This window comes from Cytobacillus gottheilii, from assembly GCF_018582665.1.
Taxonomy (GTDB): domain Bacteria; phylum Bacillota; class Bacilli; order Bacillales; family Cytobacillaceae; genus Cytobacillus; species Cytobacillus gottheilii.
This window is the reverse complement of sequence record NZ_CP071709.1, coordinates 2,790,745-2,804,823: the sequence shown is the minus strand read 5'-3', so window position 1 is coordinate 2,804,823 and position 14,079 is coordinate 2,790,745. Positions and strand designations below refer to the sequence as shown.

Genomic DNA, 14,079 nt, shown 5'->3' with positions numbered 1-14,079 from the left:
CATCTCAATCAAAAAGGGATGTGAATGATGAATAAATACAAACCTGCGCTTTTCATTGCCTCAGGTGCTGCATTATGGGGAAGTATAGCTTTATTTGTAAGAGAGCTAGGAAATCTAGGGTTTTCTGCGATGGAAATAGTTGCTATCAGGGTAATATCGGCTGCATTTTTTCTTTTTTTCTTAGGAGTCTTTTCCTATCGTAAAGAGATGCAGCTATCACAATGGCATGATATCCGCTATTTTATCGGTACTGGGATACTTAGTATTGTATTTTTTAACTTTTGTTACTTTACTACGATGAATCAGGCAGGTGTTTCAGTTGCGGTCATCCTGTTATACACCGCTCCTGCCTTTGTCACTGTTCTATCTTTCTTCTTTTTAAAAGAAAAGATAGATAGGAAGAAATTAATAGCAGTATTCGCAACAATTTTAGGATGTGCTCTGATCACCGGCTTAAGTGGAGGGAATTCAAATTTAACAGCCATCAGTTTTCTGATCGGGTTAGGATCTGGCTTGGGTTATGCATTGTACACAATCTTTGGGAAATTTGCCTTAAGAAAGTACTCATCCTACACTGTTACTTTTTATACCTTTCTAGTAGCTTCTGTAGCGTTAGTTCCTTTTACAAGACTATGGGAGAAAATACAGTTATTTATGACATTTGAAGTATTGCTTCTAAGTCTTGGTCTAGGATTAATACCAACTGTTGTTGCCTATATCTTATATACGAAAGGTTTGGAGCAGACAGAAGGTAGTAAGGCTGCGATTATAGCAACCATCGAACCAGTTGTTGCCTGTGTCATTGGAGTAGCTGTTTTTGGTGAATTCTTCGGTAATGCCCAAGTATTAGGTGCTGTCTGTATTCTTGGGTCAGTGATTGCCGTCAATATAAACAGCAAAAAGTTGAGAGTTCCAAAAGATAGAGGAGTTCACTCTTAGTGAGAAAAAAAGCGTCTGCTGATATGCAGACGCTTTTAAAATGTCTATTTTTGCTTTACCAGAGATTGTTATATCCTTTTGAACCAGGCGGCGCATTTTGAATAAGGTCAATAAATGGTATGGTATAAGCAAATAAAATTAATAAAACGGTAATGCCCATCCAAATTTTCCAGTTTTCAAAAACCATAGGAGCCGGTTCAGCATGAGTGGACATTTCACCAATAGGGAATTCCTCTTCTCCTTTTGGAGCAAAGAATGCAAGATTCACAAAGATATAGAGCATTAGAATAATCGCTAAAAATAGAATGGAACCGCCGACTGCTTGTGCGACTTGATAAGGAATCCATTCAGCGGCTTGCGGGGCACCACCGTATTCAGAAAAAGCAGAGCGGCGCGGTGCACCTAACAACCCGGCAGCATGCATGGCGCCGGACATAAACGTCATTCCAATTGCCCAGAGCACACCTTGTATAAGAGCTAATTTATTGATCGCTTTTGTTAATACACGTCCAGTTAAATGCGGTACTAGCCAGAAAGTGATTCCAAAGAACGTTAATACAACTGCGGTTGCTAGTGTTAAATGAAAATGTCCTGTTACCCAGATCGTGTTGTGAACAACCTGGTTCATCTGGTTGGAAGCATTAATTAATCCTCCTGCACCAGCAGGGATAAAGGAAAGCATTCCGATAAATGGAACAGCGAAGCGTGCATCTCCCCATGGCAGCATTTTAAACCAGCCGAATAAGCCTTTTGCTCCTTTTGAGCGCCCAAATGTCTCAAAGGTTGCAAAGAGTGAAAAGGCTGTCATCAATGACGGAATAACGACTAGGAATGTTAAAACAACTTGTAGAAATTTCCATGCGGCGTCAATTCCCGGTTCTAATAACTGATGATGAAACCCGACAGGTATGGAGAAAAGCAAAAACAAGATAAAGGACATACGTGCTAAAGAATCTGAGAAAATCTTGCCGCCAATGATTTTTGGAATGATAACATACCAGGCCATATAAGCCGGCAATAACCAGAAATAAACAAGCGGATGTCCAAAATACCAGAATAATGTACGGCTGACACCGACATTAACGGTTTCAACTAATCCAAGAGACCATGGAAGAAGCTGAATCAAAACGGTTGCAGCTACACCAAGAGTCGCAACAATCCACATTAACACATTCACAAGAGCCATAAATGTGAGCAGCGGACTAGGTGTACCTGGATTAGCACGGCGCCACTCGGCATATTTCATAATAATAGCAGCACTTCCCAGCCAGCTGCCGACAACGACTAATGTTAATCCAAGATAAAACAGGAAGTGAGCCTGAAGCGGAGCGTAGAAGGTGTAAAGCACGCTAGCTTCATTTAGAAGAATCATAACTGCAGCCATCACTGTTCCAATTGTCATTAACCAGAAACCAATCCACGCGATGGTTCGCTGTTTAGTTGTAAATGTTCCGGCTGTTTTACTTACACATGCCTGCATAAAGCCAATGATGAAGAATGTGGTTAAGACAAGACCCAAAACAACACCGTGAACAGTTAAAATTTGATAATAGCCAATCCCTGCCGGCAATTCGAACCTGCCTGAGCGTACAAGCACCTGCAATAATCCTGCAAGTCCTCCTATTAATAAAGCAATAAAGGCAACATAGATCTGTGCCATAACCAATTTGCCGTCACGGCGGTCAACTTTCAGTTTGTCTGCTGAGTTGATCATGATTCAACCACCTCGATTTTGGAAGTCATTAAATGGTGTCCCGCACCACAATATTCATTACAAAGTATTAAGTATTCACCGGTCTTATCAAATGTTGTGATATGTTCACTGATATAGCCTGGCTCGAGCATCATATTGATGTTTGTGCCTGCAACTTCAAAACCGTGTATGACATCCTTAGTGGTTGCAATAATTTTTACTGTTGCTCCAAATGGAATTTCTACATCACCTGGATTATAGTTAAATGCCTGTGCAACAAAGACAAGCTCATAATCCCATGCTTTTCCTTCAACTTTTTTTAAGCCCGGTTCATTAAATGGTGCTTGTGTTTCAACCTTTTCTGGATCAATTGTCGCTAAACAGCTTGGAGGCTGGTTTCCAAGGTAGAATGCGCTTACACCTAAAACTGTTAGAAAAACAAGCAATGTCCCGACCCCAAAGATTAGCCAAACTTTTTCAAACTTATGCATATGCATGGCTATTTTCCCCTTTCAACTTCTTAAAAACGATCTAAAAATAAAAAGAACACACCTACCCATGAAACAATTAGAAAGAAACCTAATAAGAATACGGAAGCTAACGTCCCTTTAAGAGAAGAGCTATCTTCCACTTCTGTTTTTACATTCTTCCTGAGTTCCGTTTTCGCCACCTTCGTCCACTCCTTTCAAAGCTTTGAAAAATGAATGATTACAACTCCATCATACAAGACTAAATGTTAGAATCTAGATAGATTTCACTAGTTCACAAACTGTTCATTGGTAATATTTTCACTATGTTTATGTTGTAAAATTGATATATCAGTGATATATGTCACAATACAGATCGTTAAATTGTGAATAAAATGTGAAGAAGAAAAACAGAAACGAGATATGATAAAAAGGAAGCACGCAGCGCGGATAATTAGAGCGCAATGATAATTATCACAGTTGAAAAAATGACAAACACGAATATTCGGATTATTTTAAACTATAAAGTTCGTAAAATAATCGATTTACTATTGAAATCTTCATTTGCGGTGTTATAATGTTAATACAATTAAAAAATGAATCATTCATATAATAGCAGGGATATGGCCTGCGAGTTTCTACCGAATCACCGTAAAGGATTCGACTATGAGTGAGCAGAAAATAAGAGATAACTCTCTTATTTTATTGTCTTTTCCGATGAAAACCTAAAGGCATTGCTTCACTCAACACGTGAATGCAATTGCTTTTAGGTTTTTTTTATTAGGCAGATTTCATTTTAAATACATAGACAACAGGGGGAGAACGATGGAGAGACTTAAAGCGAAAATCGAAGCAGAAGGAAAGGTATTATCAAGTTCGGTACTGAAAGTTGACAGCTTTTTAAATCATCAAGTAGATCCGCATTTGATGATGGATATTGGAAAAGAGTTTGCATCCCGTTTTAAGGATGCAGGCATAACAAAAATTTTAACGATTGAATCTTCTGGTATTGCTCCATCTGTTATGACAGGATTGCATTTAAATGTGCCGGTCGTCTTTGCAAGAAAAAAGAAGTCACTGACATTAACTGAGGATTTGATTACTTCGTCCGTTTACTCTTTTACAAAACAGGAAACAAACGAAATTTCAGTTTCAAAGAAGTTTTTGCAAAATAACGATACAGTGCTAATAATCGATGATTTTCTTGCCAATGGTCAGGCTGCAGAGGGACTTGTTGAGATTGTTAAAAAGGCAAATGCAGCTGTTGCCGGCCTGGGAATTGTCATTGAAAAAGGTTTCCAGGATGGAGGAAAATTATTGCGTGAAGCAGGAATTAGAATCGAATCTCTCGCAATCATTGAATCTCTTGAAAATGGGGAAGTCACATTTAGAAATAAAGAATTGGAGGAAGTGACACGATGAAACAGAATTCATTTAAGATCGCATCATTAGGAATTCAGCACGTTCTTGCCATGTATGCTGGTGCAGTCGTAGTACCGCTAATAGTGGGCGGTGCGCTTGGTTTAACAGGGGAGCAGCTAACCTACCTTGTATCAATTGATATCTTAATGTGCGGAGTCGCAACGATTTTACAAGTATGGAAGAATAAATTTTTTGGTGTAGGTCTGCCTGTTGTATTAGGCTGTACGTTTACAGCAGTTGCCCCAATGATTACCATTGGCGGCGAATATGGAATTTCCGCTATTTATGGAGCCATTATTGTTTCTGGATTATTTGTTTTACTTATTTCTACTGTTTTCGGAAAGCTCGTACGATTCTTTCCGCCCGTTGTAACTGGTTCTGTCGTAACCATTATTGGTATTACTTTAATTCCAGTAGCTATGAATAACATTGCTGGCGGTGAAGGCAGCGCTGATTTTGGATCACTTGAAAATATTGGTTTAGCTTTTGGGACATTGCTCTTTATCATTATTTTATATAAATTTTCAAAAGGCTTTATCCGTTCAATTTCTATTTTATTAGGACTTGGAGCAGGTACTCTGGCTGCATTTTTCATGGGTATGGTTGATTTTACGGAGGTAGGAGAAGCTTCCTTGCTTCATATTCCGGCACCATTTTATTTTGGAATGCCAACATTTGAACTATCTGCTATCTTAACCATGATTTTAGTCGCAATGGTCAGCTTGGTTGAATCAACTGGGGTTTACTTCGCACTTGGCGATATTTGTGAAGAAAAACTGGATGAAAAGGATTTGGCAAGAGGATATCGTGCTGAAGGTTTGGCGATCGTGCTTGGCGGATTGTTCAATTCATTTCCATATACAACTTATTCGCAAAACGTCGGTCTTATGCAATTGTCTGGCGTCAAAACTCGCAATGTCATTTACGTCGCTGGCGGATTGCTTGTATTGCTTGGGCTTGTACCGAAAATTGGTGCTCTGACAACGGTCATTCCGTCATCCGTTCTCGGCGGTGCAATGGTAGCGATGTTTGGAATGGTTATTGCTTACGGAATTAAAATGCTGAGCCAAGTGAATTTTGCTTCTCAAGAAAATCTTTTCATCATTGCTTGCTCAATCGGGATGGGTCTTGGTGTAACGGTTGTGCCTGAAGTATTTGCTGAAATGCCAGCTGCCATCAGCGTTCTAACAGAAAACGGAATCGTAGCAGGCAGCTTAACAGCTATTCTATTAAATCTGATCTTTAACGAATTTGGCGTGAAAAAGTCAAAAGTTAAAGAGACAGAAATCGAAGTGCAGCAGGCTTCATAAACGCATCAAATAGGATGGAATGCAGCAAAATGAAACGCGATTATCTTAACCTACTTATTTCGTTATATCCGAAAACTTTTTTTCTATCACAATTTAAAAATTTTATCCATAGTAAGCATCATTTCGTCAATATACGAATATAATATCTCACAATCTTCTAGAATGTGGGGATCCTATGGAAAAATATTATTGTGATTATTGCAGGCAATTGTACAATGAACCAATCTTGTGTGAGAAATGCAGCACACCTGTCAGTAAAAAAATCAAAATTGATGTACAGAATCAATCATCAGATAACTGGAAAAGATTATACAATGAATAGAAAGTAAGAAGGATTTATAATAAAAGAGCACAACAACTCCTTCAAAACATTCGCTCCGTCCATATTGGGCGGAGTTTTTTTATACACGAAATACCTGCTTAACTTAACTTATTATCGCAAATGAATAATTTTAAGTGGTTTGGAAAAATTAACCGCATTGGAGGAAAAGGAGCGGTTATATGCCATCAATTATTTCAGTTGCTGAGGCAAGTCCAAAGCAGGTCGTCCATCAGAATGAAGTGATGAATTTTGCGAGAGATTTGTTCTCTGAATCCTATAAAGATATTGAAAGATTATTAAAAGTGTTTCAAAATGGCCAGATTGAAAAAAGGCATTTTGCAAAAGACTTGAATTGGTTTAAAAAAGACCATACATTTCAGGAAAAAAATGATGCTTATATAGAATGTGCAGTTGAATTGGGGGCAGAAGCGATGAAAGCCTGCCTCACCAGCAAGGAATTTTTGGTTGAGGATATTCCTTTTGAAGAAATAGATGCGATTTTTACCATTTCAAGTACAGGCATTGCTACACCAAGCATTGAAGCAAGAATCATGAACATCCTGCCCTTTTCCGAACATACGAAACGAATCCCAATTTGGGGTCTTGGCTGTGCAGGAGGTGCATCGGGATTAGCGAGAGCTTATGAATATTGTCTTGCATACCCAAAAGCAAAGGTGCTTGTGCTGACGATTGAGTTATGCAGTCTTACATTTCAGCGGAATGACTTTTCAAAAAGCAATCTGGTAGGGACTTCTCTTTTTGCCGATGGTGTTGCTTGTGTGCTTGTGACTGGGGATGAAGGAAAACCTTCTAATTTAATGAAGAAATCAGCACCCAGAGTGATTGCAACACAATCTACTACCATGAAACATTCAACAGATGTGATGGGCTGGGATGTTAAAAATGAAGGATTATATGTCATTTTCTCAAGAGATATCCCTTCGATTGTTGAAAAATGGCTGAAACCAAATGCTCTTGGATTCCTGGAGAATAATCATATAAAGCTGGAACAAATTACTCATTTTATTGCACACCCTGGCGGCCGAAAGGTAATAGAAGCCTATCAGGAAGCACTTGATTTCAATCCAGAGATGACTCAAACATCCCTTCAGGTGTTAAAAGAATACGGAAATATGTCCTCCAGTACAATTCTCTATGTGCTGAGAAGGTTCATGCATAGCGGAAAAAAAGGAGATATAGGGCTTGCAGCTGCATTGGGACCAGGCTTTAGCTCCGAATTGCTGTTGCTGGAATGGAGTTGATCATAATGAACGTGTTTTATATCGTCTTTAGCTTAATTGTGCTCCAAAGATTATGCGAGCTTTTCGTTGCAAAACACAATGAAAAGTGGATGAAAGAAAGAGGAGCTTTGGAATTTGGACAAGCTCATTATCCGTTCATTGTTCTCCTGCACACCGCTTTTTTTATTAGCTTGCTTGGAGAAACGGTGTTTTTGGAAAACTCGGTTTCATCTCTCTGGAAAATCTTATTGCCGATGTTTATTCTTTTGCAGGCAGGAAGGATATGGGCGCTTTTTTCATTAGGGCGCTATTGGAATACAAAAATTATTGTGTTGCCTAATGCAGAAGCGGTTCGAAAAGGTCCATACAAGTGGATCAAACATCCGAATTATGTCATCGTAGCATTAGAATTAATGGTCATTCCTCTCTTATTTCAGGCATATATAACATTTGTACTGTTCACTTTATTAAATATTGGGATGATGATGATCCGCATTCCAGCTGAGGAAAAAGCTTTGCTGAATCTTGCAGGAGAAAATCGCCTGTTAGAGAGAGAGTAAAATGTGTGAAAATTTCATGAACATATTGAAAATGATTCTCGTTCTATGTTAGAATCCTAATTGAGGTTGAAAATTATTATCAATAAAAGATTTTAATAAGGAAGGTGTTGTTACATATGACAGCAGTCTTAGTTATTGGCACCATCGCCGCATATTCGATCGTAATGAAACACGTATTAAACAATGTAGTGAAACCAAACATATAAGAAATACAAAACCAGGGCTGGAAGTAAAGTCCTGGTTTTTTTATTGTCTAATTTTATAGGCCTATTTTGAATGCAAAAAGTTTGAAAAATCAAAAGACATACATAGGAAAAGTGATAAAAATCATATACAATAATAACAATACAGATGGCAAGGGGAACTCAAAATGATTCAAACGGATCTTCAGCAGTTAGACAAAAATCAATTAATAGAACGAATTACCTCATTTTATCAATATTTTCATGATAATGCTGATGTCAAAACAGCAGAAAGAGCGAAAGACCTGGCTCAAAAACTTCAGAAGGAAGAGTATGCCATAGCGTTTTGCGGCCATTTTTCTGCCGGGAAATCAAGCATGATCAATTCTGTTGCAGGGGAGAACCTTCTTCCTTCAAGTCCGATTCCAACGAGTGCTAATTTAGTGAAAATTAAAGCAGGCGATGACTATGCAAAAGTGTATTTTAAAAGTGGTGCGATTAAGCTTTATGAAGCTCCATATGATTATGAAAAAATAAAAAAATACAGCAAAGATGGAGATCAAATTCAATCAGTTGAGATAAGTCATTCTCAAACATCACTGCCTGCCCATGCAATAGTTATGGATACACCTGGTATTGATTCAACAGATGATGCCCATCGGATCGCAACGGAATCAGCGATGCATCTGGCTGACGTCGTTTTTTATGTGATGGATTATAATCATGTTCAAGCTGAATTGAATTTCTTGTTTACTAAAGAACTTGTTAACGCCGGGAAAAAGGTGTATCTAGTTATCAATCAAATTGATAAGCATAGAGATGAAGAGCTTAGCTTTGAACAGTTTCAAAATGGTGTGAGAGATTCGTTTGCATCATGGGGAGTTATTCCCGACAGGATTTTTTATACGACTTTAAAAGAAAATGATCACCCGCATAATGAATTTACCGATTTACAGAACAATCTGCAGAATTTATTAAAAGATGGAAGAAAGCAGCTGCCACAGTCAATTTATCATTCTTTAGAAAAATTAATGAAGGATCACCATATATGGCTGGAGGAACAAAACGCGGATCAGTTAGATTCATTTGAGCGGGTGTTAGCAGATTTAAATGAAAGTGAGCGAGCGCTCGTTCCCGAAAAGCTGCAGGAAATAAATAAGATCATCGATGAAAAAAAGAAAGCGGCTACAATAATTGAAGCTGACTTAAATGACCAGGTAGATGAAATTCTTAAAAGTGCTTATATGATGCCGTTTCAGACAAGAGAACTCGCTGAAAACTACCTGCAGGCAGAGCAGCCTGATTTTAAAGTTGGATTGTTTTTTTCCAAACAAAAGACTATGGCTGAAAAAGAACAGCGGCTAACACAGTTTTATGATGACTTTTCTGATAAGGTAAACGCCCAGATTAATTGGCATCTGCGTCAGTTTTTGCAAAAGACACTGAAAGAACTGGAAATCAATAATGATACTCTTTATGAACAGGCCCAGCAGTTTGAAGTGAAGTTTGATAAAAGCCTGTTATCAAATACCGTTAAGACCGGCGCAAGATTATCTGGTGATTATGTGCTTCAATATACCAATGATGTTGCCGAGACTATTAAAAAAATCGCAAAATCTGAGTATCGCTTAATGAAAGATCAAATTATAACTTCTATTAATAAGAAGGGTGAAAAACAGCTTCTTCAACTATCTTCAAATCTTGCTGAACTAAAACGCTATGATGGAGCCATAAATGAAATACACACAGTGAAAGAACAATTAAAGCAAGCAAAGTCCTATATGAATGATCTTTTAACTGGAGCAGCTTCCCCAGACAATATTCAGATCACATGGGCTGATCTTATAGCAGATGAAGAAGCAAATGTAGAAATTGTTACGGAAGAATATACAATAAAGGAAGAAAAGAAACACCCTAAAAAAGAAATAGAATTGCCTGAAGCAGAAAAAGACGCAGTTAGTCAGCAAGATACATCAGCATTGGTTGAAAAGCTTTTGCATACTTCAACTTTACTTGCTGACGTTCCTGGGTTTAAAACCATATCTGAGCAGCTCATCATAAAAGCAGACCGAATTAAAAATCAGCAGTTCACCGTAGCACTTTTTGGAGCCTTTAGTGCAGGGAAATCTTCTTTTGCCAATGCATTAATAGGCGAGAAGGTTCTGCCGGTTTCACCAAATCCCACCACTGCAGCCATTAATAAGATTATGCCAATTGATACAGACCATGGGCACGGAACTGTTTTGGTATATGTAAAAAAAGAAGACATCCTCTTTCAGGATATTAATGAATCTTTAAAGGTTTTTGGTTTGTCTGCATTCAATTTGAGTGATGCTCTGCAGAAAATTGATAAGATTTTTCAGCCTGAACAACAATTTGAGGCATATGAGAAAACACATTTTGCCTTTTTAAAAGCATTTTCACAAGGTTTTTCAGAATTTCAGAACAATCTTGGGGAAATGATCACAACCAATCTTAGCGAATTAGCAGATTATGTTGCGAAAGAAGAGAAATCCTGTTTTGTTGACTTAATAGAAGTGTATTATGACTGCCCGCTGACAAGAAGCGGTATTACTCTTGTTGATACACCAGGAGCAGACTCAATTAATGCCCGTCATACAGGAGTGGCGTTCAACTATATTAAAAATTCTGATGCAATCCTTTTTGTTACGTATTACAATCATGCTTTTTCAAAAGCGGACAGAGAATTTCTCATTCAGCTTGGCCGTGTAAAGGATTCTTTTGAGCTTGATAAGATGTTTTTTATCGTCAATGCCATTGACCTTGCTAACAACGAGGATGAGCTTGAAGATGTTCGGACATATGTTGAGGAACAGCTGACTCAATATGGTGTGCGCCTTCCTTCCGTTTATGGTGTATCAAGTCTGCAGGCGCTAGAGCAAAAGAAAAATAATAGGTCATTACATGAGGGAATGCAGCAGTTTGAAGAGCGTTTCTATTCATTTATACATCATGACCTCATGAACATATCAATCTTAAGTGCTAAACGTGAACAGGAAAGATCAAAAGAGCAGCTGCAGGCATTTATTTCATCTTCCATGGAAGATCAGTCACTAAAAGAGCAAAAAATTCTAGCTTTGGCTGAAGAGCAGCAGCGCATGCAGCAGCTTCTCAAAGAGCAAAGAACAGACCTTCTGAAAAAAAGATTTGCTCAAGAAGCCGATGAGCTAACCTTTTATATTAAACAGAGAGTATTTTTAAGATTTAATGACTTTGTCAAAGAATCTTTTAATCCCTCCTTGCTGAAAGATGATGGAAGAAATTTAAAACGTGCATTAGAAGCAGCTTTAGAAGACTTTCTAAAAAGCTTTGGGTTTGATTTTGCACAAGAAATGAGGGCCACATCTTTAAGAGCAGAAGTTTTTATAGGAAAAATACTGCAGGAGCAGTATGGACGTTTAATGAATGAAATGAAAGAAATCAATCAAAATATCTCTTTTACTTCATTTGAAAAAGCAAAGTTTGAACCTATAGAATTTACAACTGCTTTCTCTGATCTGGATCAGCAGATGTTTAAGAAAGCATTATCGTATTTTAAAAATCCTAAAGCATTTTTTGAAAAAAATGAACGGAAGCTTTTGGCCGAAGCATTACAGACTGCAATGGAGGATCCTGCGCTTGCCTACTTACAGAAGGAAGGAGAGCGGCTGAAAGATCATTATCATCCGCTGCTGGCTAATGAATATAGCCGTTTAGCAGACTCAATGATCGAGCAAACAAGTGAATATTATAACGGCTTACTTTCTGCACTTTCTAACCAATATCCAATAGAAAAGTTATATGAAATTGAAAAGCAAATTTCATAATTTTTAGAGGGGTTTTGAAATCAAAATCCCTCTTTCTAATAAGCTTTTTGGTAAAATGACAGCATATTGCACATGAAACACTGGAAATGGAGGAGGAGTTCAATTGAGAACAATTGATGCTAACTGGCTTAAACAGCACTTAAATGATGAAAAACTCGTTATCGCAGATTGCCGATTTAATTTAAGTGATCCGGAGGAAGGTGAAAATTTATACAAAAACAATCACATTCCTGGTGCGCTTTATTTTGATCTGGAAAAGGATTTATCAGCTCCAGTTCAGCAGCATGGCGGAAGACATCCATTGCCGCCAATGGATCATTTTATCGGGTTATTGGTGCGTTCGGGCATTGACCGGACCACAACTGTTATCGCATACGACGGCGGGCAAGGTGCTTTTGCTTCGCGTTTGTGGTGGATGCTTACATATGTCGGACATGAAAAGGTTTATATTTTAAATGGCGGTTATGAAGATTGGAAGAAACAAGATGGTGTTGTAACTGACGAAATTCCAACTCCAGCACCTGTCAGCTATAGTCCGGCCTACAATCATGACATGATTGCTACATACAAAGAAGTAAAGGAAGCTGTCAGTGAAAAGTCAAATAATATAGTAATGATCGACTCACGTGAGGAGAAAAGATACTTAGGAATAGAAGAGCCAATAGACAAAAAGGCAGGAAGAATACCTGGAGCCATAAACAAAGTTTGGTTTGAAGGACTGGAAAATGGAACCTTTAAAAATACAAAAGAACAGCAAAAAAGATTCACAGACATCGACCCTTCTAAAACAATAATCGTCTACTGCGGTTCAGGCGTCACTGCCGCACCAAACTACATTGCCCTAAAAGAAGCTGGCTTCCCACATGTCAAACTATACCCAGGCAGCTTCAGCGACTGGATCTCATATGAAGAAAATGAAGTGGAAACGGGACCTTTTAAAGGACTTTGATAGGTTCTTTTGTAAAGCTGATTGCATATTAATATTCCCAGCAAATCGGTTATTTTATAAATAAAGTTTTAAACACGAGTGTCCGCAGCGCAATGGAACGGGCTAGTATAAGAGATAATTGAATAACCGTATTAACGTCTTCTTTTGGTATTTTATATCCAGTTTTTAAAGAACTTATTAACCTATGCTATAATAATATCTACGCAGTTTTCCAAGGAGGAATACAAATGAAAGAAGATAAATCTACTCTACTATTAGTTGACGGAATGGCCCTTTTATTCAGAGCCTATTTTGCGACAGCAGTCAGCGGTCAATTTATGATCAATTCAAAAGGAATCCCAACAAATGCAGTCTACGGCTTTGTAAAACACTTTTTAACGGCTATGTCTTCATTTAACCCAAGCCATGTAGCTGTGTGCTGGGATATGGGCAGCAAAACATTTAGAACAGAAATGTTTGATGGCTATAAATCTAACAGACCAGAGGCTCCAATTGAACTTCAGCCACAATTCGAACTGGTAAAAGACGTGGTAGAAGCGTTTGATGTTCCCAACATCGGATTATCAGGCTACGAAGCAGATGATTGTATCGGCACCATTGCAAGAAGTGCTTCCAAGGAATGCAATGTTATAATCTTGACTGGTGACCAAGACATTTTACAGCTATTGGATGAACAGATCTCAGTTGTTCTTCTCCAAAAAGGATATGGCAATTATAAAGTGCATACAAAAGATACATTCTTTGAGGAAAAAGGCATTACACCGAAGCAGATGATTGATTTAAAGGCATTTATGGGGGATACAAGTGATAACTACCCTGGAGTAAAAGGAATTGGCGAAAAAACAGCATTAAAGCTGCTTCAGCAGTACGAGCATATTGAAGGAGTTCTTGCTCATTTAACAGAGCTTCCAAAAGGGCAAAGAACGAAAATTGAACATGATCTGGAAATGCTCCACTTAAGCAGGCAGTTAGCGGAAATTAAATGTGATGTCCCTGTTACATGCACACTTGAACAATCACTCTATAAAATTAATCGTGAAAAAGTTCTTGCTAAATTTACAGAAGTTGAATTCCGCGGACTTCATAAATTGATACAGGAAGAACAGCAATACGCATAATATAAATTCCGTGATAGAATACGGAATAGAAAAGGCCGACGAGTGATCG

The 14,079-nt window shown here is 38.1% G+C and carries 11 protein-coding genes and 1 riboswitch; of the genes, 8 read left to right on the top strand and 3 right to left on the bottom strand.

Annotated elements, in window-relative coordinates; translation table 11 throughout:
- The first annotated feature begins 24 nt into the window (after positions 1–24).
- Positions 25–939: a DMT family transporter gene (locus J1899_RS13855; protein ID WP_343216720.1), complete on the top strand. Its 915-nt coding sequence runs from the start codon at positions 25–27 to the stop codon at positions 937–939.
- Between the two features lie 55 nt (positions 940–994).
- Here J1899_RS13855 and J1899_RS13850 read toward each other — a convergent pair whose 3' ends face one another.
- The 3 genes from J1899_RS13850 to J1899_RS13840 are packed head-to-tail and all read right to left on the bottom strand — an operon-like array spanning position 995 to position 3,302.
- Entirely contained in the window at positions 995–2,653 is a 1,659-nt protein-coding gene (locus tag J1899_RS13850) for a b(o/a)3-type cytochrome-c oxidase subunit 1 (RefSeq protein ID WP_214474597.1), read from the bottom strand.
- On the bottom strand, positions 2,650–3,129 hold the full coding sequence (locus J1899_RS13845; protein ID WP_066444348.1) for a cytochrome c oxidase subunit II: 480 nt from the start codon (positions 3,127–3,129) through the stop codon (positions 2,650–2,652). The genes J1899_RS13850 and J1899_RS13845 overlap by 4 nt, the downstream gene beginning before the upstream one ends.
- A gap of 23 nt (positions 3,130–3,152) precedes the next feature.
- Positions 3,153–3,302, bottom strand: coding sequence for a cytochrome c oxidase subunit 2A (locus J1899_RS13840; RefSeq protein WP_080845514.1), 150 nt, complete (start codon positions 3,300–3,302; stop codon positions 3,153–3,155).
- 382 nt (positions 3,303–3,684) lie between these two features.
- Positions 3,685–3,786, top strand: a riboswitch (purine riboswitch).
- A 138-nt stretch (positions 3,787–3,924) separates the two neighbouring features.
- On the opposite strand from J1899_RS13840, the gene J1899_RS13835 reads away from it, so the two are divergent.
- From J1899_RS13835 to J1899_RS13805, 7 genes are all read left to right on the top strand, one after another.
- Positions 3,925–4,521, top strand: coding sequence for a xanthine phosphoribosyltransferase (locus tag J1899_RS13835; RefSeq protein WP_214474594.1), 597 nt, complete (start codon positions 3,925–3,927; stop codon positions 4,519–4,521).
- Positions 4,518–5,831 carry a nucleobase:cation symporter-2 family protein gene (locus J1899_RS13830; RefSeq protein WP_066444356.1) on the top strand — a complete coding sequence of 438 codons (1,314 nt, stop codon included), beginning with the start codon at positions 4,518–4,520 and terminating at the stop codon, positions 5,829–5,831. The genes J1899_RS13835 and J1899_RS13830 overlap by 4 nt, the downstream gene beginning before the upstream one ends.
- A 501-nt stretch (positions 5,832–6,332) precedes the next feature.
- Positions 6,333–7,415 (top strand): type III polyketide synthase, encoded by a 1,083-nt coding sequence (locus J1899_RS13825; protein ID WP_214474592.1) that lies wholly within the window; start codon positions 6,333–6,335, stop codon positions 7,413–7,415.
- A 5-nt stretch (positions 7,416–7,420) separates the two neighbouring features.
- Complete coding sequence (locus J1899_RS13820; protein ID WP_066444361.1) at positions 7,421–7,954, top strand: isoprenylcysteine carboxyl methyltransferase family protein; 534 nt, start codon at positions 7,421–7,423, stop codon at positions 7,952–7,954.
- A gap of 370 nt (positions 7,955–8,324) precedes the next feature.
- Positions 8,325–11,963 (top strand): dynamin family protein, encoded by a 3,639-nt coding sequence (locus tag J1899_RS13815; RefSeq protein ID WP_214474591.1) that lies wholly within the window; start codon positions 8,325–8,327, stop codon positions 11,961–11,963.
- 103 nt (positions 11,964–12,066) lie between these two features.
- The gene (locus tag J1899_RS13810) at positions 12,067–12,912 is read left to right on the top strand and encodes a sulfurtransferase (protein ID WP_214474583.1); all 846 of its coding nucleotides are present in this window, start codon (positions 12,067–12,069) and stop codon (positions 12,910–12,912) included.
- A gap of 227 nt (positions 12,913–13,139) precedes the next feature.
- Entirely contained in the window at positions 13,140–14,030 is an 891-nt protein-coding gene (locus J1899_RS13805) for a 5'-3' exonuclease (RefSeq protein ID WP_214474581.1), read from the top strand.
- The last annotated feature ends 49 nt before the right edge of the window (positions 14,031–14,079 follow it).

Coding starts and splice junctions, on each gene's coding strand:
- J1899_RS13850 (WP_214474597.1), bottom strand. CDS start 2,653: ATGATCAACTCAGCAGACAAACTGAAAGTTGACCGCCGTGACGGCAAA.
- J1899_RS13825 (WP_214474592.1), top strand. CDS start 6,333: ATGCCATCAATTATTTCAGTTGCTGAGGCAAGTCCAAAGCAGGTCGTC.
- J1899_RS13820 (WP_066444361.1), top strand. CDS start 7,421: ATGAACGTGTTTTATATCGTCTTTAGCTTAATTGTGCTCCAAAGATTA.
- J1899_RS13815 (WP_214474591.1), top strand. CDS start 8,325: ATGATTCAAACGGATCTTCAGCAGTTAGACAAAAATCAATTAATAGAA.
- J1899_RS13805 (WP_214474581.1), top strand. CDS start 13,140: ATGAAAGAAGATAAATCTACTCTACTATTAGTTGACGGAATGGCCCTT.
- J1899_RS13830 (WP_066444356.1), top strand. CDS start 4,518: ATGAAACAGAATTCATTTAAGATCGCATCATTAGGAATTCAGCACGTT.
- J1899_RS13835 (WP_214474594.1), top strand. CDS start 3,925: ATGGAGAGACTTAAAGCGAAAATCGAAGCAGAAGGAAAGGTATTATCA.
- J1899_RS13845 (WP_066444348.1), bottom strand. CDS start 3,129: ATGCATATGCATAAGTTTGAAAAAGTTTGGCTAATCTTTGGGGTCGGG.
- J1899_RS13855 (WP_343216720.1), top strand. CDS start 25: ATGATGAATAAATACAAACCTGCGCTTTTCATTGCCTCAGGTGCTGCA.